The sequence below is a fragment of the Desulfogranum japonicum DSM 18378 genome, assembly GCF_000429945.1.
In the GTDB taxonomy this organism is placed as follows: domain Bacteria; phylum Desulfobacterota; class Desulfobulbia; order Desulfobulbales; family Desulfobulbaceae; genus Desulfogranum; species Desulfogranum japonicum.
This window is the reverse complement of record NZ_AUCV01000067.1, coordinates 1-24,950: the sequence shown is the minus strand read 5'-3', so window position 1 is coordinate 24,950 and position 24,950 is coordinate 1. Positions and strand designations below refer to the sequence as shown.

The 24,950-nt window shown below is 46.0% G+C and carries 28 protein-coding genes; 19 read left to right on the top strand and 9 right to left on the bottom strand.

What is annotated here, in order from left to right; translation table 11 throughout:
* Positions 1 to 489: 489 nt before the first annotated feature.
* The 3 genes from G493_RS0121015 to G493_RS0121005 are packed head-to-tail and all read left to right on the top strand — an operon-like array spanning position 490 to position 2,088.
* Positions 490 to 858, top strand: a complete 369-nt coding sequence (locus G493_RS0121015; RefSeq protein WP_153306619.1) for a hypothetical protein — start codon at positions 490 to 492, stop codon at positions 856 to 858.
* A 50-nt stretch (positions 859 to 908) separates the two neighbouring features.
* Positions 909 to 1,412 carry a hypothetical protein gene (locus tag G493_RS0121010; protein ID WP_028581962.1) on the top strand — a complete coding sequence of 168 codons (504 nt, stop codon included), beginning with the start codon at positions 909 to 911 and terminating at the stop codon, positions 1,410 to 1,412.
* Between the two features lie 49 nt (positions 1,413 to 1,461).
* Positions 1,462 to 2,088: an HAD-IA family hydrolase gene (locus tag G493_RS0121005; RefSeq protein ID WP_051309727.1), complete on the top strand. Its 627-nt coding sequence runs from the start codon at positions 1,462 to 1,464 to the stop codon at positions 2,086 to 2,088.
* Here the strand turns inward: G493_RS0121005 and G493_RS0121000 are convergent.
* From G493_RS0121000 to G493_RS33555, 3 genes are all read right to left on the bottom strand, one after another.
* Positions 2,075 to 3,040, bottom strand: a complete 966-nt coding sequence (locus tag G493_RS0121000; protein ID WP_028581960.1) for a hypothetical protein — start codon at positions 3,038 to 3,040, stop codon at positions 2,075 to 2,077. The genes G493_RS0121005 and G493_RS0121000 overlap by 14 nt on opposite strands.
* A 175-nt stretch (positions 3,041 to 3,215) precedes the next feature.
* The gene (locus G493_RS0120990; protein WP_028581959.1) at positions 3,216 to 3,530 is read right to left on the bottom strand and encodes a hypothetical protein; all 315 of its coding nucleotides are present in this window, start codon (positions 3,528 to 3,530) and stop codon (positions 3,216 to 3,218) included.
* Between the two features lie 13 nt (positions 3,531 to 3,543).
* On the bottom strand, positions 3,544 to 3,729 hold the full coding sequence (locus G493_RS33555; protein WP_153306618.1) for a hypothetical protein: 186 nt from the start codon (positions 3,727 to 3,729) through the stop codon (positions 3,544 to 3,546).
* Positions 3,730 to 3,993: 264 nt separating this feature from the next.
* On the opposite strand from G493_RS33555, the gene G493_RS0120985 reads away from it, so the two are divergent.
* Positions 3,994 to 5,175 carry a hypothetical protein gene (locus G493_RS0120985; protein WP_153306617.1) on the top strand — a complete coding sequence of 394 codons (1,182 nt, stop codon included), beginning with the start codon at positions 3,994 to 3,996 and terminating at the stop codon, positions 5,173 to 5,175.
* 21 nt (positions 5,176 to 5,196) lie between these two features.
* Here the strand turns inward: G493_RS0120985 and G493_RS0120980 are convergent, their stop codons facing one another.
* Positions 5,197 to 5,853: a TenA family protein gene (locus G493_RS0120980; protein ID WP_028581957.1), complete on the bottom strand. Its 657-nt coding sequence runs from the start codon at positions 5,851 to 5,853 to the stop codon at positions 5,197 to 5,199.
* 37 nt (positions 5,854 to 5,890) lie between these two features.
* Positions 5,891 to 6,592, bottom strand: coding sequence for a class I SAM-dependent methyltransferase (locus G493_RS0120975; protein WP_028581956.1), 702 nt, complete (start codon positions 6,590 to 6,592; stop codon positions 5,891 to 5,893).
* A gap of 692 nt (positions 6,593 to 7,284) precedes the next feature.
* Between G493_RS0120975 and G493_RS0120970 the strand changes: the two genes are divergently transcribed.
* From G493_RS0120970 to G493_RS0120920, 11 genes are all read left to right on the top strand, one after another.
* Entirely contained in the window at positions 7,285 to 7,710 is a 426-nt protein-coding gene (locus G493_RS0120970) for a DUF2231 domain-containing protein (protein WP_028581955.1), read from the top strand.
* Positions 7,711 to 7,749: 39 nt separating this feature from the next.
* Positions 7,750 to 8,292 carry a DOMON domain-containing protein gene (locus G493_RS30565; protein ID WP_051309725.1) on the top strand — a complete coding sequence of 181 codons (543 nt, stop codon included), beginning with the start codon at positions 7,750 to 7,752 and terminating at the stop codon, positions 8,290 to 8,292.
* Positions 8,293 to 8,314: 22 nt separating this feature from the next.
* Positions 8,315 to 9,109, top strand: a complete 795-nt coding sequence (locus G493_RS30560) for an SCO family protein (RefSeq protein ID WP_153306616.1) — start codon at positions 8,315 to 8,317, stop codon at positions 9,107 to 9,109.
* A 19-nt stretch (positions 9,110 to 9,128) separates the two neighbouring features.
* Positions 9,129 to 10,790, top strand: coding sequence for a cytochrome c oxidase subunit I (locus G493_RS30555; RefSeq protein ID WP_051309721.1), 1,662 nt, complete (start codon positions 9,129 to 9,131; stop codon positions 10,788 to 10,790).
* Positions 10,787 to 11,383 (top strand): cytochrome c oxidase subunit 3 family protein, encoded by a 597-nt coding sequence (locus tag G493_RS0120950; RefSeq protein ID WP_028581954.1) that lies wholly within the window; start codon positions 10,787 to 10,789, stop codon positions 11,381 to 11,383. Before G493_RS30555 ends, G493_RS0120950 begins: the two co-directional genes overlap by 4 nt.
* A gap of 10 nt (positions 11,384 to 11,393) precedes the next feature.
* A complete protein-coding gene (locus tag G493_RS0120945) occupies positions 11,394 to 11,678 on the top strand; it encodes a cytochrome C oxidase subunit IV family protein (protein WP_028581953.1) in 285 nt (94 codons plus the stop codon).
* A 70-nt stretch (positions 11,679 to 11,748) separates the two neighbouring features.
* Positions 11,749 to 12,342, top strand: a complete 594-nt coding sequence (coxB, locus tag G493_RS0120940; RefSeq protein WP_028581952.1) for a cytochrome c oxidase subunit II — start codon at positions 11,749 to 11,751, stop codon at positions 12,340 to 12,342.
* Position 12,343: 1 nt separating this feature from the next.
* Complete coding sequence (locus tag G493_RS32615) at positions 12,344 to 13,216, top strand: UbiA family prenyltransferase (RefSeq protein WP_051309719.1); 873 nt, start codon at positions 12,344 to 12,346, stop codon at positions 13,214 to 13,216.
* 7 nt (positions 13,217 to 13,223) lie between these two features.
* On the top strand, positions 13,224 to 13,817 hold the full coding sequence (locus tag G493_RS0120930; protein WP_028581951.1) for an SCO family protein: 594 nt from the start codon (positions 13,224 to 13,226) through the stop codon (positions 13,815 to 13,817).
* Positions 13,810 to 14,313 (top strand): c-type cytochrome, encoded by a 504-nt coding sequence (locus G493_RS32610; protein WP_051309717.1) that lies wholly within the window; start codon positions 13,810 to 13,812, stop codon positions 14,311 to 14,313. Before G493_RS0120930 ends, G493_RS32610 begins: the two co-directional genes overlap by 8 nt.
* Positions 14,240 to 14,641, top strand: a complete 402-nt coding sequence (locus tag G493_RS0120920) for a hypothetical protein (RefSeq protein ID WP_153306615.1) — start codon at positions 14,240 to 14,242, stop codon at positions 14,639 to 14,641. Before G493_RS32610 ends, G493_RS0120920 begins: the two co-directional genes overlap by 74 nt.
* Before the next feature lie 110 nt (positions 14,642 to 14,751).
* Here the strand turns inward: G493_RS0120920 and G493_RS0120915 are convergent, their stop codons facing one another.
* Positions 14,752 to 16,539, bottom strand: coding sequence for an ArnT family glycosyltransferase (locus G493_RS0120915; RefSeq protein ID WP_084813705.1), 1,788 nt, complete (start codon positions 16,537 to 16,539; stop codon positions 14,752 to 14,754).
* A gap of 229 nt (positions 16,540 to 16,768) precedes the next feature.
* On the opposite strand from G493_RS0120915, the gene G493_RS0120910 reads away from it, so the two are divergent.
* The 4 genes from G493_RS0120910 to G493_RS0120895 are packed head-to-tail and all read left to right on the top strand — an operon-like array spanning position 16,769 to position 21,487.
* Entirely contained in the window at positions 16,769 to 17,758 is a 990-nt protein-coding gene (locus tag G493_RS0120910) for a glycosyltransferase family 2 protein (RefSeq protein ID WP_028581948.1), read from the top strand.
* A complete protein-coding gene (locus tag G493_RS0120905; RefSeq protein WP_205623735.1) occupies positions 17,730 to 19,376 on the top strand; it encodes a hypothetical protein in 1,647 nt (548 codons plus the stop codon). Before G493_RS0120910 ends, G493_RS0120905 begins: the two co-directional genes overlap by 29 nt.
* A 4-nt stretch (positions 19,377 to 19,380) precedes the next feature.
* Positions 19,381 to 20,358, top strand: coding sequence for a lysylphosphatidylglycerol synthase transmembrane domain-containing protein (locus G493_RS0120900; protein WP_028581946.1), 978 nt, complete (start codon positions 19,381 to 19,383; stop codon positions 20,356 to 20,358).
* Positions 20,345 to 21,487: a radical SAM protein gene (locus G493_RS0120895; protein WP_028581945.1), complete on the top strand. Its 1,143-nt coding sequence runs from the start codon at positions 20,345 to 20,347 to the stop codon at positions 21,485 to 21,487. The genes G493_RS0120900 and G493_RS0120895 overlap by 14 nt, the downstream gene beginning before the upstream one ends.
* Before the next feature lie 153 nt (positions 21,488 to 21,640).
* On the opposite strand, the gene G493_RS30540 is transcribed toward G493_RS0120895, so the two are convergent.
* The 3 genes from G493_RS30540 to G493_RS32605 form a co-directional block, all read right to left on the bottom strand.
* Positions 21,641 to 23,269, bottom strand: coding sequence for a hybrid sensor histidine kinase/response regulator (locus G493_RS30540; protein WP_051309715.1), 1,629 nt, complete (start codon positions 23,267 to 23,269; stop codon positions 21,641 to 21,643).
* Positions 23,253 to 24,401: an alcohol dehydrogenase-like regulatory protein ErcA gene (ercA, locus tag G493_RS0120885; protein ID WP_028581944.1), complete on the bottom strand. Its 1,149-nt coding sequence runs from the start codon at positions 24,399 to 24,401 to the stop codon at positions 23,253 to 23,255. Before ercA ends, G493_RS30540 begins: the two co-directional genes overlap by 17 nt.
* Positions 24,402 to 24,631: 230 nt before the next feature.
* Positions 24,632 to 24,950, bottom strand: a 319-nt coding sequence (locus G493_RS32605) for an IS66 family transposase (RefSeq protein WP_153306614.1), incomplete at its 5' end; no start/stop codon positions are given.

Sequence of the window (24,950 nt, the reverse complement as noted above, 5' to 3'; positions counted from 1 at the left end):
CTTTTTCGGCCTGCTAAGATCATCTTGCAGCCATTCATCGATGGTGCCAAGAAAGGGGCCGAGAACCGGAAACGGTTGTTGTTCCCGTTCCTTATAGCCACAAGGCTCTCCTGTCAGTGCCTTTTTTACGGTATTTCGGGAGTGTCCAGTCATTCTCGACAGTTCGCTGATGTTTTTGCCGTAGACCCGATGGCTGTCCGAATAAATTCATACTGATCCATTGTGAGCAATTCCTCCCCTCCCTCGGTTATGGTTTGTTGTTGCCGCACCATAACCCTTGGGAGCGCTTTGCCCAAGGTGGTCAAATTTCGGTTAGCACAAGGCCTGTTTTCTGATCAATTTTAGGTTAGCACAACCATTTGGACCGAAAACTTGTTTCCCACCATGAAATCAAGTACCGTGATGTATATCGTTAAGAGCATGGGTTGGTCCCAACCCCACAAACACAAAAATCTCGCCACCACTCATTCATTCAACCTGCAAAAAATCATGACTGAAAACAGAAATGCATTTCCCAAAGAAAAAATCTCAGAGACATTCCTCCAATTTTCCATGCCATTGATTGTCGTCTTAGGACAAGATCCGTCTACAAACCAAATCGAAAGGATATTACAACTTACCTACACAGTTTGGAACTCAATGGTATTAGATAAAGTTCGTAATAGCAGCGTATATGTTGACGCATTAAAAAAATCATTAAAAAGTGAGCCTGGAGCTCTTGCTATAGTTGAACAACTTATAGCAAGAAAAGATGAATCATTTTCAAATGACCTAAGATTAATAGGTGAATACAGCTTCAGTAATAAAGGGAATCAATGGCATCTTAAAGCAGAAGCAAAGGATCCATACAAACTATAAAAATATTCCTGTACAATTATTCATCTTAACTCTAAAAGGAAGGGACACATATGCTTAAAAAACAGTATGAAAAAAAGCAGTTAGAAAGAGGATGGAGGATAGTTCTTTTGATATGGGGAGCTATATTAGCCTCCCTGGGAATATATATTGGTGTTTGCTGGAGTATACGAGAGGATATTCAGATCAATGTTTCACCTGATTTCCCTCTGGAAACGCTGCAATATATACTGGTTGGAGTGACAGTAATTACGCTGGTGGCAGTGTACTATCTTCGTAAATTTTTATTACGCCCTACGAATGTGACTTCAAACGCAGAAAAATACAGCTCTGCTCAACAACTCGCCTTAAATAAATACACAGCAACCATGGTCGTTACTTCGGCATTAGTAGAGAGTATTGCTATTTACGGAGTTGTTCTCTTCTTCCTTTCCAAGGATATTTCATCACTATATCAACTATCATTCATGTCTGCGGTTGCAATGATTTACTTCCGACCACGTAAAAGTGAACTTTTAGACCTCGTTACCAAAATAGAAAAACAGTGTAAACTATAAAGTCATTACATACTCCTTTTCAGTGAATTAAAAATTCATGAAACGACAAGTGATTATTTTTGATTTTGATGGCACTATTGCCGATTCATTCAGCTATTTTCTAACCATCATTAACAAGCTGGCAAAGGAATTCAACTTCAAACAGATAAACCAAGATGAAATACATGCATGTAGAAACAAAAGCGCCAGAGAAGTAATTCGAGATTTACATGTTCCCATTTTCAAGATACCAAGAATTCTTTCAAAAGCTCAAAGGGAATTCAATGGATTGATGCATAAAATACAAGTAATCCCAGGACTAAAGACTGCACTCATCGAACTGAAAAAGGAAAATATACAACTCGGAATTATCACTTCAAATTCATTGAAAAATGTTACTTTTTTCTTAAAAGAGAACAACTTGGATGTTTTTGACTTTCTGTACACCTCCTCAGGACTATGGGGCAAGGCAAGGCGATTACAAAAAGTGATAGACAAACATCATTTAAAAAAGGATGAGGTCATTTATATAGGAGATGAAACAAGAGACATTGAAGCTTCACGACAGGTAGGTGTAAAAATCATTTCTGTCACATGGGGTTACAACACAGTGCAGGCCCTTGACTGTTTTGCCCCTGACTACCTGGTTAACACCCCTCAAGAACTCGTATCAATACTCACATCTAATCCAGAGTAAAGGTTACCAAAACAGCAAAACGACACATTTCTTCCAAATTAAATTCTGCCAGATGGATAAGGTCGCTATCCTCATCTGACGCATCCTCCACTCGAATTCCTTTCCAGTCGAGCCTGAAACTCTGATTACGTACTTGAAGAATTTCTTCAGGATACCGCACGATTTTTTCCAGCAACTCAAATGACTGTTCTGGTCTTCCAATCAAATCAGTTAATTCCAGGAGTCGCTGATCCAACGCCATCATTTTTTTCTCAATCTTTTCGATTTTCGCTCTATTTTCCGCAGAAGGCACAGAGAATAGCTTTTCGCAGGCTGACTTACCCCCAAAAATTTTCAACATAGCTCTGAGATATTCCTTCTGACCATACAGTTCAGCCTTCTCGCCCTGCAGGGTGGCTAGGCGTTCCATGGCAACATTTGCCAGCACTTCTACCCCTCTGTGTACAATGCCATTTTCTGTATTGGCAGCATCAAAAGCAGCAGCTACCATTCGATGATCATAGAAACTGACGGCCTGCTGCCTCACTTCCCTTACCATCAATTTTCCAACCTGCTTGTTGCCGAATACCGTACGTTCCTCCTTTGACATGGTCATCATTGCGGTAACATTACCTCGACCACCCTGCCCTTGTAAATTTCTAACCTCCGGACTCAGCTGCAGCACCTCTTCCAGCTCCTCCGGCGACTTGAATAAAGCTCTGACCAACGGATCTTCATGATACCTGCTGGAAGTCAAGACCACAGGTCCAGGAATTGCTGCCGTCATAGAATGGAAATATTCCATGGCACCAGCCATTGACTCATACAACAAGTGTTTATAGCGCCTCACCTGCCGGATATCAGGATCTGCGATCTTTACGGCCAGTTCTACGGCTTCAATTATCGCATGATCATATCTCCCCGTACTCCCGGCAAAAAAGCCAGCCAGACGTGATAACCATCCATTATCCATAAGGAAGCCCCCTGTTTTTCTCTGCACCAGACTTCAGGAAATAGGCCGTGAAACCGCCATTGAGACAATTCGCGAAAACTCCTCAATCTCCCTCAGGAAGTATCCAGCTATATCAAGGCAGGATGCAAACATGAGCCTGAAAAAACCTTTTGCAAAAGCAACCGTACAGTTCAGCTTACCCATTATGGTCACACTCTACCTTATGGCTGTTTAATACCTGTCCATCAGATAAATTGTTAGCAGGAACCAAGCATACACATGTAACCGTTTTTCTTTGTATACGCATTGCACGCACAGCAATCCCACAATCAATTCCTGCTGCCAGAGAACGAGCAACGCCCTGCTCAATCCCTGCCTTTTCAGACACTCTATACTTATAAGTTTCATCGTATGTTTTTTCTCCTGTTGTTGCAAGGAGCGAAGATAGCCTAACCGAGTCTGCGCTTACCTGCTCAAAATCGCGCTTGCGCAAATCTGAAGCACCTGTCATCAGTTACACGCCTCTAGACAACTGTGCGAATACGTTCGTCGGCAACGCTCCAGATCAGGCCGCACTGGAATGCGGCGCCAGTAGCCTGTTGCCTATCCGCCCCATCGACATTGAAGCGGATAACTCCCGTACGTTTTTTGAAGCCGCAGCAGGTGGCACCTCGGCGTCCACAACCATTACCCCTCTTCACGGGAGACATTGGCACCAATATCAGCTATACTGTGCTTAAATACAATACCACTGCCTGGCTTATGTTTTTTCCTGCCTCTGGTAACTTAGCAGTAACAGCAGTACCCCGTTCATCTTCACAGTGAATACCGCTGTTGCCGCGTCGGGAACACCCCGAAGTGCCGTCGTACTCATACGCCTGGCCAACGGGTCTTCTATCCGTTAACTATTGAGGCTCCTTTCAACTGACCGGATAACAACAAAGCACTACAGATCAACAAAGGGGGAGATGCTGGTGAATCTCTTGAAATTCCGTATAGTGGGATTACTTGACATTGAATTTCCTTCCTGGCTTAAAGTTAGAACAGGTGTAAACGTTCTTCGTGCAGGTAAAGGTATTTCTCCACATCGTGTGCTGCATATGCTGCAGACTATCAATCCGCCATATGAGATCAAACAGGTTGCTCCTTTTGATACTCTTCCTCAATACACCACTTACGAACATCAAAAACGGCGAATCATTCCAGGCAAAAAGACAGTTGCCATTGCTATTTACAGCACTCAACCCAGCCTGGTCGAGGAACTGGCCAACATCGATCAGTCCTTATACGCTACCGATTGGGTGGAGGTTGGGAGACGACGCGACTTGAGTCAATGGATGAGTTTTGTCGAGCTATCCGAGTCAGGACGCTGGAGTGAAATAGCCGCCACTCTGGCTGAAATTTTAGATACAGTAAAGGAACACACACAGCCAGAGATAGCTACACTCCGTCAGCATCTCCGTTCCAGACACCCCACAGATCGCATCAAAGAAGACCTGGCTGCTGAGCTCAAACAGCAACTCAAAGTGCTGCAACCTTTTGTTGCCAAAGAATTACAAACCAAATTTGACACCTGTTTGCATATTGTGGGGCGAGCACATCGCTTTCAGCAAGCTCATCAACTCGTTTATTCCCGCTTACCTCTATTCCTGCTAGTGACCATAAAGGGTAAAAAAGTGAGCCTGGGTAGAACCCAAAAAAATGACGAATTATCTTTTCTTGTTGAAAAATGGGAGCAGAAAGAAAAAGAAACACCTACTGATGCCACAACAATCCTGTCGAAAGAAGCTCTCAACACCCTCCATCTTCATTTCCCCTTCTGGTTCGATCAAAAAGGAAAATTTCAGGCCAGGAAAAAAACTGCAGCTAAAAGAATCTTATCAGACCAGGGGCTCCCATTCACAAAACAGTTGGAAACAATACTAGCCTGCAGTAGCGCACTCCACAAAGCAATTTACGGATGCAACCCTCTCTTTCTGCTTGATCTACATGCCCTTGAATGCGCAGAAAAAGAACAAAACCTGCTATTCTCGACTCTCCGACGTTTCTTTTCTGCCGAGCAGCAATGCCTGATGGTTCTACCAAACAGCTCAAGCGAACTTCATGGTACTCCCCAAAAAGGGAGAATCACAAATACAGAAAACATTTCGTATTGAATAACGGAATACCAATAGCGGTTATGATACCCAAGCTTGCTCCCAGAAAGCCATTTCGCACCGTATACTGGCTGCAAACTCTTTTTTGGCTTCATGCTGTTCAGGTACATCGGCTCGACTTGCCCACCTGTCCAGGCATTCTATCCACTGAGCAGCCATCTCCTGCACGCTCGGATCTGCATAGAGGTCCAACCAAAGACGAAAGGGATGATCCGCCGTTGCAGCTTCAGGCCAGGAAGCCAGCCGTTTTCCCACCTCAGCGTACAATACCGTGCAGGGAGTCGCGGCTGCAAGAGCCACCAAAGGAAAAATATGGTGCGAAGCCTCACGTTCCTGGTGAATATAGGCCTGAGTTGCAGGTCCAGGGTCCTGTGGCTCCCACCTGAGCCCAAGTGCCTTAAAAATCTTGGTCTGCATGCCTACCTCTGCTTCCTCGGATAACTGTGCAGACTCATTGAACAGCCTCTTATCAGCAGGATGCGTAGCTCTATTGGCAAGGGTTCGGCACACCTGGACATAATTCTGAAGATACAAACCGTCCTGAATCAGATAAGTACGAATCTGTTCTCTGGTCAGCGTACCGGCGGCCAAGCCTTTTACAAAAGGATGTATCTGGGCTTCCTCCCACATTTCGCCGCAGGCAATGAGACAGGACCGATAGAAAGAAATATCATCCATTTCTTCACTCCGGCATGGTGTGAAAAAACATCAAACTCTAACTTTTGACCGCACAAACAGCCACATAATCTCCTGACTGGTACCCTGAAATGGGATCTTCCGGATCAATATCTGAAAAACAAGGGTGCCGTGTTAGTGTTTGCGCGAAGGTCAAATCTGTAAAGCCTGCCTTCAGGGCGCTGTCGATCTTGTCCTGGGTTGGCCTCCAGTTTGCGCCACCAGCCAACTCAACAGGATATGGTTCGTGAGGCAGGACCCCCCTGAGTCTCTCATCTTCCCATGTACCATACGCACCCCCCAGACGATACAAAATACCATAGGAGCTCTCCGCCGGCACATCTATCAGCAGCACACGGCCGACAGGCTTAAGTACTCTATAGGCCTCCCTCACAGCTGCATCCAAATCTGCAATATATCCAGGAGAGCCATTAAACATAACAGTATCATACTGTCCGCTTTCCAAAGGCATATTTTCGGCTCCGGCTTGGGTGACATGCATCCCTCGTTTACGGGCAATCTCCCCCATGGGACCAGAGGGTTCCAGTCCTTCGGTAATGGAAATATCGTATTGGGACTGCAGAAGCTGTTCAAACAGACCAGTTCCGCAGCCGACACTTAATGTACGACCAGGGCTTTTTCCTAGTACATGGGCCACCAAACGCAGCTCTGATTCCAAGACTACCTGGTTTCGCTGAAACCAAGCATCATACAAATTGGAATACTCATCAAATATAATCATCAAACATCCCCGTTAAATTACTGTCACCCAAATAGTTTGATATCATGTACAAAATAGGCTCATGGAAGTCAAACTGCTTTTGGGAACCACACAAAAAAAACCAAGGATTTAACACGGTAAAGCAAGCAAACGCCACAGTATCTAAGGATTACCCAAAACATAAGAAAACAGACCAAGCTGTATCACTTGGGTGAATTTCATTGCGCCATGCTGTTCAAAAAGGGACAGGCTAAGTTTAAGGGTCGCGGAAAAAAATAAATATCGAACAATTGCGGAGGATATCGGTTGGTAACCTCGTCGCGTCAATGGTTCCATACTGGCCATATTGCGTCATTGAAGCGAGACGTTACCGAGTTGAGAGACAAGCAAGGTTGGATAATTTATTTTTTCGTGACCCTAAAACACCTTTGTCACATTGTAACACCACGCAACTGAGTAACTTTCCTTTTTTTTCAAAACAAACGCTTTCTTAATTTATAATATCCCCTTGATTCGTCTAGTTATCTGCAATACTATTATTCACAAGAATATTGTATTACAAAGACTTATCTCGTGTCTGTCCATAAATGAGAATTTTCGTTTGAGAGCAGTCAGGCGATGATCCCCCAGAAGGTCATTTACAGACAGCCACTATCTTGCAGTGCTGGCAGTTATCCGAAGTACACAATACGAATTCCCTGGAGGAGTAAGTTATGACGGATTTCATTTACGGCACCCTGGAGGCAATAGGTTTTAGCCATCCGCTACACCCTGCCCTGACCCACATTCCCATGGGAATGGTTATCGGCTGTTTTCTTTTCAGCCTGGTCGCATTTCTCGGCAAAAATACTGCGTATCTCAAGACCGCACTCCACTGCTCCATTGTGGCAATTATTTTCATTATCCCCACTGTTGCCGCAGGAATTTTGGACTGGATGCATTTTTATGGATCCACCTGGAGTTTTTTCATTATCCTCAAATTTATTCTGGCTTGCGTACTCACCTTGCTACTGGCCCTGAGCATCCGTGTCAACATGAGCGGAGGGAACAGCAAACAACTGCTCATCCTGTATACACTTTGCCTCGCCTGTGCTGCAGGCCTCGGTTTTTCCGGTGGCGAAATCGTATACGGCGGCTAAATCATATAACCCAAAATTGTATAACGGAGGATATTCTCTATGTTACAACAACGCATTGTCCGGACCGGCATTGCTGCATTATGCCTATTTCTCTCTTTCAGCATCACATGTTTTGCCGCTGACTACCAGCACTCTCTTGATATTGAAAAAATGCATTTCTCCTGGAGCGTCAATGGAGACCAACTTGCCGTGAAAATCTCTGCTCCGACCACCGGTTGGGTCGCCATAGGATTCAACCCAACAGATAAAATGAAAGATGCCGATATTGTCATCGGCTATGTGAAAGATGGCAAAGTAAAAATAGAAGACGATTTCGGTATGGCTGCCACCCTGCACAAATCTGACACAAAAATTGGTGGAAGCGAAAATGTCACGGTAGTTGGTGGCAGTGAAGAAAACGGGATAACCACTCTCGAATTCACTCTGCCGCTGAATTCCGGCGACGATAAAGATACGGTAATTGATCCTGCAGCGGACACAGTTGTCATTGTCGGTTATGGTGGAGATCGGGATTCTTTCCGGATGAAGCATGTGTTCCGCGAAACCCTGACAGTGAACCTGGGTAATGGTCAGAAAAAATAAACTGCCAGAAACCTCAGTAACTATGAAGAAAACACTGACATGGTGCTTCCTGCTCATGCTCCTGATGCAGGCAGGCAGCGCCATATCAAATGAGGAGATAGAAATTGAGGTGTTGCCGGCGGCCACGGGGGTAATGGAAAAAACAGGTACTTTCCTGCCGCTGGACACCACCTTTATAAACGAAAATGCACAGAGCGTAAGCCTTCGGGAAATTATCAACAAACCGACGCTGCTTTTGCCTGTATACTATACCTGTCCGCAAATCTGTTCGTTTGACATGGCTAACTTGGCAATTGCTCTTCAACAGACCTCGATCTCTCCGGAAAATTTCAACGTCATCACCCTCAGTTTCAATCACCGCGAAACAGCCGAGGATGCGGCCAGGACAAAAAAAAATTACACCTCAATGCTGGAAAATCAATTCCCAACCGAAAACTGGCATTTTCTCACCGGCCAGTACGACAACATCAAAAAAGTGACAGATGCCATCGGGTATACCTTCAAACCTGCTGAGGATGGTTTGTTCCTGCACCCCTCTGCTCTTGTTGCCATAGGATCAGATGGAAAAATAATAAAATACGTCTACGGTTCTTTTGTCTCCGGAGATGTTGACCTGGCCCTTTCCGAGGCCGAGAAAGGCACACCTGCCACCTCCATCAAGCGGTTTCTCGCCTACTGCTTGAGTGGTGAGGTCAAACAGAACAAAACTGTTTTCTTTGTCCTGAAAACATCAGTCATTGTCTTGCTCTGTATCGGGGGATATTTTCTCTATAAAACCTTACGACGTAAGGATGACGACACTACATCCTCTTCGTAATTCAGCTGAGACGCATACCATGTCGGAAACAACTTCATTTTTCAACACGCCATCCCCTCCACAGCTCAAGGGAATATGGGCCTGGTTGCTGACCCAGGACCATAAAAGACTGGCTGTTATGTATCTCTGGGCAGTAATGTTCTGGTTTGGCATAGCCATTACCATCGGTTTTCTCATACGCATTGAGTTGATGAGTATCGGACCTACGATCATGGGGCCGGATTTGTACAATGCGGCCTTCACGTTGCACGGGGTGATTATGATATTTCTTTTTGTCATCCCTGGAATTCCCGCCATATTCGGTAATTTTATCCTGCCGATACAAATTGGGGCCGACGACGTATTTTTTCCGAAACTGAACCTGCTTTCCTGGTACCTGTATATGGCAGGAGGAATCATGGCCCTGGTTTCGCTGTTTACCGGCGGTGGCTTTCCTGACACAGGCTGGACCTTTTACGTTCCATTCAGCATAAGTACCAGCCATAATGTGCCACTAACCGTTTTGGCAGCATTTACCCTGGGCATGTCTTCCATGCTGACCGGCCTGAATTTTATCACCACAGTTCACCGGATGCGTATCAAAGAAATGGGGTGGATGCAAATCCCCCTTTTCACCTGGGCGCTCTATGCCACGGCCTGGGTCCAACTCCTGGCCACTCCGGTCATCTCGATAACCCTGCTCCTTATCATCTTTGAGCGGTTGTTTTCCATCGGCCTGTTTGATCCGGATAAGGGAGGAGACCCTTTGCTTTATCAACACCTGTTCTGGATGTATTCCCACCCTGCTGTGTATGTCATGATTCTCCCTGGTATGGGGGTTATCTCGGAAATCATCCCCACCTTTTCCCGTAAAGCCATTTTTGGCTACAAAGCTATTGTCTACTCTTCCATGGGCATTGCCATAGCCGGGTCACTTGTTTGGGCACACCATATGTATACAAGCGGGATGAGCGACACCGCTATTTTCGTATTTTCGCTTTTAACCTTCCTCGTTGCAATACCTACTGCAGTGAAAGTCTTCTCCTGGGTAGGTACCATGTACAAGGCATCCATTGAGATGACCCCACCCCTCCTCTATGCCATGGTGTTTATCTACCTTTTTTCTGTCGGAGGTTTGACCGGGCTTGTACTCGGGGCAGCAGGAACAGATATCCATGTGCACGATACGCATTTTGTGGTCGCCCACTTCCACTTCACAATGTTCGGAGGTACTGGATTTGCTTTTTTTGCAGCACTCCATTACTGGTGGCCCAAAATGTTTGGCATAATGTATGATTTCAAACGAGCCTACATTGCAGCAACATTGGCAACTGTTGGTTTCATGTTTCACTACGTTCCCATGTTCATACTGGGAATGATGGGAATGCCCCGCAGGTACTATGACTACCTGCCCCAATTCTCGCAGGGAAACCTTTTTGCCGGCATAGGCGGAATACTGCTCTTTATAGGCATCATGCTTATGCTGATCAATCTCCTGCTGAGCTTCAGAAAACAGGAAAAGGCAGTGGCAAACCCATGGGGTGGAGTTACACTGGAGTGGTCCATCCCGTCTCCTCCACCTCTCCATAACTTTGTCGCTCCTCCAACAGTGCAGGACTATCCGTACGATTTCAGCAATGTCTTGCAAAAAGCTGCGGCTCAACATTCATCGGTAAACACCGAACAAAAGGAATCTGAATGAAAAGCTCCAATGATTTCACAGGAATCCGCATTGGAATGTGGCTTTTTCTCTATTCTGAAATCATCCTGTTTGGAGGACTCTTCGTTCTCTATGCTGTCTACTTTCATCGTTATCCTGACGAATTCGTAGAAGGAGGCAAACAACTCAACAGGATAATAGGCGCCATAAACACTATCATTCTGCTGATCTCAAGTTTCACGGTTGCCGCTTCGATCACAGCTATCCGGCTGCAAAACAAAAAACTCTCTCTGGGATTGCTCACCTTCTCCATTTTTTGTGGCCTGGTCTTCCTGATAAATAAATATTTCGAGTGGGGAGCAAAATTTCACCATGATATTTATCCGAACTCGGACACTCTTGTTTCAGGTCCACCGGGACAAAACATATTTTTCGGTTTGTATTATGTGATAACCGGCCTCCACGGATTACATGTTATCATAGGCATGACCCTGCTGATGGTCAGTGTCGTACTTATACTGCGAAACAAGGTGCATGCCGGACGTTTTGCCGTACTGGAAAACTGCGGATTGTACTGGCATCTGGTTGATCTGATCTGGATATTCGTCTTTCCCCTGTTTTACCTGGTATTATAAAGGAGGTCGCATGTCTCAGGAACCCCAACATCTCATGTCATACACCAAACTTGCCTCTGTTCTTTTTGCCCTGCTCATTCTCACAGGAGTCACTGTCGGGGTGAGCTATATCGACATGGGCATATACAACGTACCAGTCGCTCTTGGCATTGCCTGTTTCAAGGTCAGCCTGGTGCTGCTTTTTTTTATGCACCTCAAATATGAAGGCAGGGCCATAATTGTTTCCTTTCTAAGCACCGTCTGTTTTCTGGCTATCATGATCAGTTTTACGTTCTGGGACGTGGCATTCCGATAAACACTTCCATTATGACCTGCAAACAGAGAATGAGAGCAAACATAGTATCTATGCATACAAGGATAAAATTATGGATCCGGTATTAGGTGTCGATCGCGCCTTTTGGTATATCTTCATTGTCTCTGCGGTTCTCCTGACAGGTATAACACTGGTGATGATATATTTCGCCATTCGTTACCGCCGCAGCAAAAACCCGGTTCCCGAAGACATCAGGGATAACTGGAAACTGGAAGTGGTATGGACAATTATTCCCACGCTGATCGCCCTATCCATGTTCTGGGTAGGCTGGTCGTCCTATACAGGACTGAGAAATGTGCCAAAAGATGCCATAGAAATTGAGGTTCTTGGGCAGATGTTCTCCTGGATATTTATATATGAGAATGACAAAGAGACAGAAAATGAGTTAGTTGTTCCAGTAAACAAACCGATAAAACTGAATATCGAATCAATTGATGTGCTGCACTCTTTTTTCATTCCTGCATTCCGGGTAAAAGCAGATGCTGTAAAAGGAATGCCCACCTATGTTTATTTCCACCCCAAAGAAACAGGAACATACGATATACTGTGCACCGAATATTGCGGTACGAGTCACTCTTCCATGACAGCTACCCTGGAGGTTGTTACCATGGAACAATATGAGACCTGGCTGGAAGAAGAAGAGTAACATGCTTTTTTACCTTCGAGAGATCAGCAAGCTTGCCAAAGTACCACTTTGCCTCATGGTTGGCCTGTCCACAGCTTTCGGGTACCTGTTGTCACATCGGTTCGACCAGCTCCTCACCATGGCAGCCGTCTCGTTTGGGGTCGTTCTTCTTGCCTGTGGTGGAGCATCTCTCAACTCCATACAGGAACGTTCACAGGACAGTCTCTGCGCGCGAACCAGCAAACGCCCCCTGGTAACCGGAACACTCACCCTGCACCTAGCCTGGGTAATCACGATTATACTGATTACTGCCGGCAGCTGTCTTTTATGTATAAGCCAGGGCGTGTCATGGGTACTCTTTCTTGGCCTGTTTGCAGTGATTATCTACAATTTCATCTACACCCCCCTCAAAACCCGCACAGAACTCGCTCTGATTCCCGGTGGAATTAGCGGATCGCTTCCTCCACTGATTGGCTGGTATGCTTCCGAAGGATCATTTGCCAATCCTCTGATATGGGCAGTTGCCGCCCTGTTTTTTCTCTGGCAACTTCCTCATTGCTGTCTCGTTCTCCTGGAATACAGGGAAAGTGCAAAAAAAAACAACTGTTTCATGAACCTTGTCACACGTTGTTCCACAGCCAGAGTGAAACGGATTGTAACAGCATGGTTAGTTTCATTCACCCTTGTCGTCCTCCTTTTTACCGGACTGCCGGGCTTTTTGACTCAACCATTCAGAACAGGCCTGCTTCTGGCTGCGCCTCTTTTTCTGCTCTTTTTTGTTCATCAACTGTTCTTCCGAGAGGCGCCACACTATAAAATGCTGTTTGTGTCCCTCAACGGATATATGATCTGCCTGATGGTGTTGTTAACTATCGGTTCAACCCCGCAAGTATGAGGTTTAGATGAATATTTCCAGTTCCTGCTCTCTATTGATATGTCTCCTGTGTGCAATAGCCTTTCAATGTACGTCCTGCAGTGACCAGTCTGCCAATAAATTGCCGGTTCTGGGAACCTTTAACAAAGATTTTACCTTTACCAACCAGGACAACCAGCCGGTCACTCCTGATGTTTTCAAAAACAAGGTAGTGGTCACCGACTTTTTCTTCACGACCTGCCCCTCAATCTGCCCCATTATGAAACGGCAGATGCATCGCATCTATGAACAGTTCGAAAATCATCCTGATGTACTGCTATTCTCCCATACTATAGATCCAGAGCATGATACGGCCGAAGTTCTGCACAAATATGCCGAAGGATTTGGTATTAGAACGGAAAAATGGCAAATGGTTACCGGCTCGCAGGACGAGATTTTTGCCATGGCAAAACATTATATGCTGGGGGCAATGAAAAACGAAGAGGTTCCGGGAGGATATATCCATAGTGGTTCTTTTGTACTCATGGATAAACAGCAACGCATACGAGGGTATTACAACGGGACAGATGCAACTGAAGTCGATACCCTCATCACAGACATGAAAACCCTGCTCAATGATTAAAAAACTTAAGAAAACAGCTCTACCAATTATCCTTGCCGGGATACTCTCGCCCGCTTTGTCCATAACCGGAACAACAACCGGGCACCACCAGGGTAAACGTATCTACCAGACCTATTGTGCGGGATGCCATGGAAATGACGGAGAAGGATTTTTACGGGTATATCCACCCATTACGGGATCTCTTTTGCTAACCAGGGATGTGAACCGGCTCCCCTGCATCATTCGCTTTGGTCTCAAAGGCGAACTGGTGGTCAATGGCGAATCATTTAACGGCATCATGCCTGGGAATGAGAAACTGTCGACAGAAGAAATAACAACTCTGGTCTCATACCTTCTCACGCGATGGGGCGATGCCACAACAGACCTGCATATCAAACAATGGCTTGATAAATGCCTCCAAAAACAAGAAGGAGCTTTCTCGGATGACTCACTTTCGAATACTATTGGCACTATTGGCACTTTGCCTGACATTCAGCACAGCCACACTGGCAGATAACCAGGAACTGGCCAGCGAGGTCATGGCAATCCATGATGAAGCCATGGAAAAGATGACAGATATGTACGAGCTAAAGCTCAAATTGCAGGACCTTCAAGCCCTAACAGGTCCATCAACAGCTCTTGCCAAGGGCATTGAAGACCTTCAGCATGCGCACTCGGAAATGATGCAGTGGATGCGGGAATATCAACCACCAAAGGATGAGCAGCAGGCTGTGCTACAAGACTATCTCTTGAATGAACGTCGCAAGATTCGCAGGGTTTCGCAAATGATCGATACAAGCCTTGCCAATGGTCTGCATCTCCTCAACACACAAAACAAACCATGACAGGTATCCTGTATGTATGACAGTGTTATGACTGTTGTGGAACATTCCTGAACACCAATCTGTTCAGGAATGTTCAGAATTCCACAGGTCCATCAATGGATGGAACACGATTATTCATTCTGCGGTATGGGATTTTTTCTTTTCCACACTGTTGCCACCTCTATACCGAAAGCTCTTTTTACCGAATACACTTTCTCAAAATCTCTTTGCAGCACATTCATGTCAAAATACGGATAGGTGTAGATTGATTCCCGTGGAGTCTGGCGAACATAATTGGTATCGAGCATATAATTAATGTGGGTAAGAACCCAGTCTGCTCTGGAAAAATCTCTTCTCGGATCCAAACCGTTACGAACATGAAATGGCAGTCTGAGATTTGGGCTCAGGCCAACAATCATCATCCGGTACCTCAGGTAGGTGATGACCCAGTCGCCAGGTGGGATGTTTTCCTTTGCCCAGTCCATCACCTGGATTGTGCCGTCCGATGGAGTCTGAACCAACCCCTTGTAGCCGACACTGCTTCTCCCCGCAATATAACGCTCTCCCACGTATTGATATCCGTTGAGATGATAATCAGGGTAGGAAACAGTCAGGTCATAGGCAAGATTGAGGCAACATACACAGCCTAGAATATAACTGAATGCTCTTGACCTTTCATACAACATACTAAGGAAATACCCCCCCAGCATTGCCAGTTGCGGCATGACCGCCATCATGTAGAACGTCTGTGCTCGGGCATTGACAACAAGAAACAGCGGATAAACAACGAGTGGTATGATAGCAATAACTAAAAGAGGCTGTCTTTTAAGAAAAAAGAACGAGCTGACAAAAGAAAGAAACAACAGCAAACCTACAGCGGGAGAGTTTTTTATAAACACTGACAAAAAATTCAACCCAGCTGCAGAGTAGATGGCCATTCCACTAAGCTGCTCTTTATTATGGACAAATTCCCTGTATATTCCCTGCAAAAGTGAACCATTGGTGGTATGTACAGGTGGGACGACAAAAAAGGTCAATAAAGATCCAGCAAGTATCAACAACCCGCTCAACACCGGATGAACTGTCTTTTTCCTCCAGAGTATAGCACCACCAATACAGGCCAGCCACGGAAGAAAAACACTCAAATAGTGGAACAATTTCCCCCAAGTTGGTAACCTGTCATATGGATTATTGAGATTTGCTACGTGACTTGCTCCTGAAGCGATGAGTCCATAAGCCAATGCAGCCAGCCCAACGGCAATACAGACCAACAGCAACATGGCCTTTTGATTGCCCTTGTACGGTTTTTCCATTGCTTTGAAGATGAAAAGCAAAGGGAGTATGGCAGGTATCCAGACAGCTCCGACAACTTTGGCAGATACAGTCATCCCTGCAGCCAGGGCTATCAAAACAGTGCGTCCCAAGTTGGGCGATTTTGCCCAGTACACAAGGCTCAGCATTAACCAGGCAGACATACAGGTGAACAAGGCATCGCCTTCGGTTCCGGCAACTTTTGAAAATGCAAGAAAATAGGGACTTACAGCCAGAAAAACGGTGGCAATGAGAGCCATTCTCCTGTTACTCACAAGCAGACAACAAAGATAAACCCCAATCAGTGTAAGGCAGCCGAAGAAGCAACTGACATATCGTGCAGTGATATAGTCCGGCGTACCATCGACAAGAGAACCAACCGCTGTCAGCCACATGGGGAGCCTTGACTGAGAGGGATCAATATCCATCCCGGTCAACCAACTGCTCTTGTCTTTAAAATATGATGAACTGATGCGACAGTCGATGAATTCGTCGTTTGATATACCATGTACAGGAACAGTCGGTAAAATGAGAATAAGGTATAAACCAATACATACAAAGAGTGGCAACAATGGATGACGCAATAATTGTATAAGCGATTTCAGCATAGAGATGTTTATATTCCGGGTTTATTAAGCAATAAGGTACAATGCTCTTCGGGACAGGCAAAAAGCTGCATTTTGCCCAGACAACTCTTTCCCATTCATTCGATTTAGGATAAAAGAGTATCCCCTTTTCTGTGCATTATATGCTTTGGGCAGGTGCGTATGGGCACTTCTCGTAAATATACCACAACGTGGTTTCCAAACAAAAACCGATATCAGATCGTAATCCAATATGAGTAAGAAAACAAAAGTTATCATTCAGATCCCCTGTTTTAATGAAGAAGAAACACTTCCAATAACCCTGCAAGAACTCCCCCGTGAATTACCTGGTGTTGACAAGGTTGAATGGCTCATTATTGATGACGGGAGTTACGACGACACAGTAAAAATTGCACAGGATATGGGAGTTGACCATATTGTCCGGCATACCAATAACCAGGGCCTGGCCCGGGCTTTCATGACAGGTATTGAAGCCAGTCTTAAGGCCGGGGCGGACATCATCGTAAATACTGATGCCGACAATCAATATAATGCTGCAGATATCCCTGCGTTAATACAACCGATTCTTGATCAACAGGCCGAGATGGTTATTGGCGCAAGGCCCATCAAAGAAATCGAACATTTCTCTAATATTAAAAAATTTTTACAACAATTCGGCAGTAAGATAGTACGCATTGCCAGCAGGACAGAGGTTGATGATGCTCCAAGCGGTTTTCGCGCTTTCAGCCGTCACGCTGCCATTCAACTCAACGTATTCACCGAATATACCTATACCCTGGAGACTATTATCCAGGCAGGGCAAAAAAATATCTCTGTGCGTTCCGTACCCATTCGCACCAATAAGGATCTGCGGGCGTCCCGTCTGGTAAAAAGCATTCCCTCCTATGTGCGACGATCGATCCTGACGATTATTCGCATATTCATGACCTACCGTCCCTTCAGGCTTTTTGCCATTCTTGGAACCATCCCCTTTACTATTGGAGTTGGCCTTGGAATCCGTTGGATATTTTTGCGCTACGTGTTGGGAGATATGTCCAGATTACATGAACCAAGCCTTATCCTTACAGCCATCCTCATTCTTTTAGGAGCACAACTATGGATTTTCGGCATGGTTGCGGATCTTCAAGCTGTTAACCGAAAATTACTTGAGGATATTCAGGTCCGTTTACGGCGAATGGAACTGGGCGACAGTGATGACAAAATTTCCGGAACCAACACATAAGGGACATCCCATGCAGAACTGTTTTCTTCACTCCGCTCTGGCCCAGATTCCTGTTATTCTGACGCTGCAGGATCGCAATCCCCACAGCCCGACGTACGGCTGCTTTGACCGTAATTTCTGGCACTATAAAATCATAGACTTCCCCAGTGGCATGGCTCAGGAGTTTGTTTTCCCCCTTGCTCTGGCCTACCATACAGACGCTTCCGAAAATCGCTTTTACAAACAGGATGCGCTCAAACAGTGGGTTGCAGCAGGAATACGCTATGCTGCCGATGCAGGACACCGGAATGGTTCCTGCGATGATTACTTTCCATTTGAATGTGCCGGAGGCGCAGCAGCCTTTTCTCTGCTGGCATGCATGGAAAGTTACCAACTTATGAAATTCTCTGACCAGCACATGCTTGATTTTTTCAAGGTCAGGGCGGATTGGCTGGCCCATCATCACGAAAGTGGAAGATTATCCAATCACCAGGCACTCATCGCTTTGTGTCTGGAAAAGGCCGGGCAACTCCTCAACACCGATCAATGGGAAACAGAGCGGCAACAGCGTCTTGAAAAAGTGCTTTCCTGGCAAGATTCGGAAGGATGGTTTTACGAATATGAAGGATGCGACACTGGCTACCTGACCCTTACCCTTGGCTGTCTTGCTCAATGTTATCTCCATCGACCCAATGACAGTATCCTGGCGTCCCTTCGCAAAGGGATTATGTTTCTTCTGGATTTTATCCACCCGGACGGATCTTTTGGCGGAGAGTACACAAGCAGAAACACGTATAATTATTTTCCCCATGGCTTTGAACTCATAGGCAGCGTGATACCTGAAGCACTGGAACTCAATGATCGTTTTCTCATTGGCCTGCAAAACCAAAAGAACGCAGCCTATGGTGATGACCATATCATCGGGCATCACACATGGAGTTATCTGCTTGCATGGCAACATTTCAATACCAATCGCCCGGCATTGCGTCCAATTCCCAAAGAAGAAAGAAAATGGCATCGAAACGCAGGGTTACTCATAGACCGTCACAACGACACAACCCTCTACATCGCCCTGAACAAGGGCGGGGTATTCAGGCTCTTTCACCAAGGCTCCCTGGTCTGCTCAGATACTCAGTTCTCCATTGTAACCGCCAGGGGGAAGAAAAATGCCAATGCTGTAGCTCATCTGGTAGGAGAATATGACCTCAATGTTGAAGATGACTGTGTTACTGTCAGCGGCACGTTCGGCTGGGCAAAACAAAAACAGATGACGCCCCTGAATCTGATAATATTGCGCCTGATCATGTATGGCGGAGGAAGATTTTTTCCTGATCTGGTCAGAAAACTCCTCCAGAAACTGCTCATCACCGGCAAACAGGAGGCGCCCTTCACTTTTACCCGTACATTTCAACGCCGGGGAGACAGGTGGCAGATCAATGATACCATCTCTGCAACAAGCTGGAAGGATGTTCAGGCTGCCGGTCTCGGAGGTCACCAAACCTCCATTTATGTAGTCATGAGTCGTACCTATCAGGACAGCCAACTGGAACCATGGACGGATTACACCACAGCAATCCAGAATCTGCAAGACGGCGAGGATTTTCGTCTTGAACGGATATTTCCTCAGGAACAGATGTGATTCTATGAATAAAAAACGTAGTATTTCTCTGCTGATCAGTCTGGGCATTCTCGCGCTCATTTATCTTCGCATTGACACCGAGCGTCTTTTCATTGTCTTTAAACAATGTAATCTCAGCCTGCTGTTTCTCAGCCTGGCCATGGTCATCCCCATTACCCTGGCCACAGCCTGGCGTCTACAGTTTATGGCACCAAGCAATATCGGCATGGGGCTGCTGGAATCCAACCGTCTTATCCTGGCTGCCAGTTCTCTTAACATGGTACTGCCTTCAAAAATGGGCGATGTCATCAAAGCCTATTTTATGCGTGACAAGGGAAACATCTCCGGTTCTCTGGCCCTTTCACTGGTGGTTTTTGAAAAAGGCTCAGACATGTTAAGCCTGCTGTTCTGGTGTTGCCTCGGACTGATTGTCTACCCTGCCAAAGATATGATGTTCTGGCTGATGACCCTTTGCATAGGAGGTGGATTTCTCTTTTGTTTTCTTATGCTTGGCAGCAAACAGTTCAGCCTTTTCTTCTTTCGCTTCTTCAAAGTCATTCCTGTAAAAAAACTGCAGCAGAAAATCTCTGCTTTTGAGGCAGGATGGATGGAGATGTACCACTATTTCTGGAGTGATATCAGCAGACTCTTTATCCTTTCTGCAGGTTCCATAGGTATATGGCTGCTCCACCTTCTCCAGATATGGCTCTTCATCCTTGCTTTACGTGGTGAGGTACCATTTCTCACGAACCTGGCTCTCTCTCCATTGGCCATTCTGGCAGGCTTGCTGCCACTCACCTTTGCAGGTATAGGCACACGCGATGCAGCCTTAATCTATTTTTTTGCAGGTCTCATTGATCCTGAAACAGGTGCCGCTCTCGGACTGCTTTGCACTTCGCGATATTTTATACCTGCACTGGCAGGTCTCCCTTTTCTCAATCAATACATGGCTACCGTAAAGCTTGCCACCCGATCCATGGGGAAAATGAATGAAACCAGCTGAGCAGTATAGAGGTTTTGAACAGGGTCCGATACGTCCACCCAGTGAAGCGGAAAGCCTGCTGATAAGAGTTACCAGAAACTGTCCCTGGAATCGTTGCAGCTTTTGCCCGGTTTACAAGAACAGCACCTTCAGCCGCCGTCCCATCGATCATGTACTGCGGGATATTGATACGGTCAGGATGTATACAGAAGCCATTGTCGACTCAAGAAAATCAGGCTTAAAAACATTGCCTGCAAACTACAATGGTTTCCCACTCGATGATCAGCAGGCCTTGCACGCTGCATATCAATTTGTGGCTGGAGGAATGCAGTCGATTTTCATTCAGGACGGCAACAGCCTGATTATACATCCCGATGATTTCATCCGGATTCTGAAACATCTGCAAAATGCTTTTCCCATGGTTAAAAGGGTTACCTCCTATGGTCGCTCCCATACCATCGCCCGGATTGATGACCATTATCTGCTGCAAATGGCTGAAGCAGGCTTAAACAGGATTCATATCGGTATGGAATCCGGATCCGACAAGGTACTTAAGCTGGTCAACAAGGGTTCTGACAAAGCTACCCAGATATTGGCTGGGCAAAAAGTGAAAGCTGCCGGTATAGAGCTTTCTGAATATTATATGCCCGGCCTGGGTGGGAAGCCACTCTGGGAGGAGAATGCGAGCGAAACAGCAGATGCCCTCAATCAGATCAATCCTGACTTCATTCGCTTGCGCACCTTGGCTCTGCCACCTGCAGCGCCACTTACCAGACAGTTTCAGGAAGGCAAATTTATAAAAATGGGGGATGTGGACACTGCCAGAGAACTCCTGCTCTTTCTGGAATCATTAGAAGGCATCACCTCCACCATTCGCAGTGACCATGTGCTTAATCTTTTCCCTGAAATTGATGGCACCCTGCCGGAAAGCGGCGATAAACTCCAGCAGACAGTCAGGGATTTTCTGGTCCTCCCCAAAGAAGAACAGCTTCTTTTCTGTATTGGCAGACGTACACACAGAATGGCAAGGTTAGATGACCTGACCAATCCCCAGCTCAGGAGGTATACAGAGCAGATGCGTGATGAACTGGGGGCAACTGTTGAGAACATGGACAGCATTATAGACGCGCTCATGCAACGTTTTATATGATTGTAACCAGATGATGAGAGACCAGCAATATTGGATACTTTCTTTATTCAGCGGCCCTTAGTTCAAAATCAGCGAAGCGAGCAAAAAGAGTCCATAAATAAGGTTTTTTGCTCAAGTTTAGGTTAGCGAGGAACGAGACTCCGAAAAGACCATTTATGAACAGGCACTATCTAATATTCTTCTCAAGACCGGTGCCAGCTGATACAGGGAAATAGGTTTAATGAGGAACTCCCTGATTCCCAGGTTGCTTGCCCTCTCAGGAGACAAGGGAGAGCTGTAACCAGAACAAAGAACAATGGGCATATCCTTTCGAATCTTCAACACTTTTTCTGCCAAATCCATACCGCTCATAACAGGCATGGTCAAATCTGTTACGATGATATCAAAATCTTCAGGCCCCTGTTCAAAAGCCTGCAGAGCTTGCTTCCCATCATGAAATGACATAACCTGATACCCTAGTTGGGAAAGAAAGGTGCGGATATACTCCACTATCATTTTTTCATCATCCACCAGCATGATGCTTTCATTGCCACCAACCAGGGTGTCTGTTTCCCGCCGTTGTTCAGCCTCCAGTTTTTCATTGGCAACAGGAAAAAACAGGGTGAACACGGTTCCCTGTTCCGCATCACTTTGAACATATATTCTCCCCTTGTGCCCCTCAACAATTCCATGAACCACGCAAAGCCCCAGTCCTGTACCCTTGGCATGCCCTTTGGTCGTAAAGTAGGGTTCGTACATGCGATTCATCACATCCGGACTTATTCCGGGACCAGTGTCAGCCACAGTAATTTTGAAATACTCACCGGTTGCCCCGTCTTCTTCGTTCTGTTCATGCACACAACGCATGGTAATATGCAAAGTTCCACCACCATATTCTTCCATGGCATGAAAGGCGTTGGTATACAGGTTAATAAACACCTGATGCAGTTGACCGGCATCTGCGAGAATCAGTTTATCCGTGTCTTCAAGATCTTCGACAATATTCACAGTTGCAGGAGTTGAAGCCCGCAACAATTCCATTGCTTCGTGCATGAGAGGCGCAAGAAGGATAGCACTTCGTTTCTTCTTTTCTTTTCGGCTGAATGCCAATATCTGGTGCACCAGATCCGAGGCTTTGTTTCCAGCAACCATAATCTGTTCAATATAGCGCAGGGCCTGGGCATCCGGCTCATGGCGCTGATGAGCCAGCTCCGCATAACCGAGAATTGCAGAAAGTAAGTTGTTAAAATCATGCGCTATCCCCGCAGCCAGGGTACCGATGGCTTCCATTTTCTGTGATTGCCGAAGTTGATCTTCCAATTGCCGTTGCTTTTTCACAGCTGTTATGTAATCTGAAAGATCCCTGATGATTTCCAGATGGCCTAAAAGTTCGCCTTTATCGTTGCGAATATCATTTCTCCGGTATTCTCCCACAAACGTAGAGTTATCACCTTTTTTAAAACGCCTTGAAGTCTCAGGTAAATAATCGTCACTGCGGAAAGCACTGGGCTCCTCTTCCAATACCAATGCGGAAGGCATGCCGTTGACAGCGTCAGCCGGGTAACCGAATATCTGGCAAAAAGCTGGATTACATTCTATGATAATGTCATTATGGTCTGTAACCAGAACAGCATCGGGGATGGAGTTCAACGTGGATTGATAAAAATTACGCTGCCGGTTCAGATCTTCAACTTTAGACCGTAATTCCGGATAATAACTTTTCCTGGCCGATCTTTCTCCCAGCCCGACAACACCGTCACGCAATAATTCCCAGGAGGGAGAGGCATCAGAGTGCTTTTTCATAAATTTCCTCTAATTCCCTCTGATTCGGAAAATGCGGGTTGGTAACCAGACATGGGTCAGACATGGCTTTTTCGGCAAGTACTGGTATATTTTCACTGCTCACCCCACGTTGGCCAAGCCCCCCTTTCACGCCCATATGCTCGCGAAATCTCCTGAACCCCTGACAGATAGCCTCTACCCCTGACACCTCCTGCATCCCCAAACCGATTTCCACAATCTTTCCTATACGTTCGTATCTTTCCACGGCATAGGAATAATTATATGCAACAACATGTTCAAGGAGTAACGCATTGCACTCTCCGTGGGCTAAATCCAGTGTTCCCCCAAGGCTATGTGCCATAGCATGTACAGCACCAAGACTGGCGTTGGAAAAGGCCAGACCGGCATGGAGGCTGGCAAACATGACTTTTTCTCTCCAGGCATAGCTGTCTGGTTCCTTCACGACTTTAGGCAAATATTTCAGAATCAGTTCGATTGCCTTCAGGGCATGTACATCAGTCAAGGCGGAGTTGCCGGTGGAAACATATGCTTCAACCGCATGAACCAGGGCATCGATTCCAGTGTGGGCTGTCAAAGCCGGATCCATAGTCATGGTCAGGCGTGGATCAATAAGTGCCACATCCGGCACCATGGTTTTACTGATAATTGCCATTTTAACCTGTTCAGCACTATCACTGATTATGGCAAATTGGGAAACATCAGCCGAGGTTCCTGCTGTTGTGGGAATGCAGATAAGGGGTGGACAGGGGACTTTCACATTATCCACACCCTGAAAAGAGGATATACCGCCCTCATTGGTTGCCAGAATCCCTATGCCTTTGGCACAGTCCATGGCACTGCCGCCACCAACGGCAATAATAATATCACAACCAGCCTTATGGTACATTTCTGCTCCGGCGTGAACCTGGAAATCACGGGGATTTGGGCTTACATCGCTGAATACGACTGAAGCAATGCCCTCCTCCCTGAGCAGGTCTACGGCTTTATCCACCCACGGAGTTGCTATAAGTCCGGCATCCGTTACGATGAGCACTTTTTCTGAACCGAAGTTGTTTGCGTAACGCCCAAGTACATGAACTGCACCATCACCGAATACCAGTTCAGGGATGACAAACTTTCTCAACTGACTCATGTTCCCCCCCTAGACTAAGGTGCCTTATCTGCAGTGCTGATAGAAAACCAGCCTATTATAATGGTACGCTATGGAGGAATAATGGTCAAAGAACTTTCACAGAGGAACAACAGATAATAGTCATTATCAGCGACGCAAACTCAGTAAGTTAGTGTCAAACTAAAACCTGCGGAGTATTATAGGACAAATGACCTATCCATACACGTTAAGGGTAACTGATCACAGGGGGCTCAGGTAGCCTGCCTGATCCACTGCAAATCGGGTTGCTGGTCTTTGAAATAGTTTTCCATGGCGTCGACCAGGATTTCGTATGTTGACTTGCCCTGAAGTCGACAGGTCTGCCTGAGTGTCAGTATACGTTCGACCCAGCGGTTACCCTTTTCAGATTTGGTGCCTTGGGAACGTTTACGCCAGAGAACCGCGAAACGGATCATGCGCTCTGCAAAATTATTTGTAGGGTCTACATTTTCTTCGACAAGAAACGTGAACAGCGAATCCATTTCTTTCTCAATATGCCGGACAAAGGTCCCCGCTTCACTTTCGCAGTCG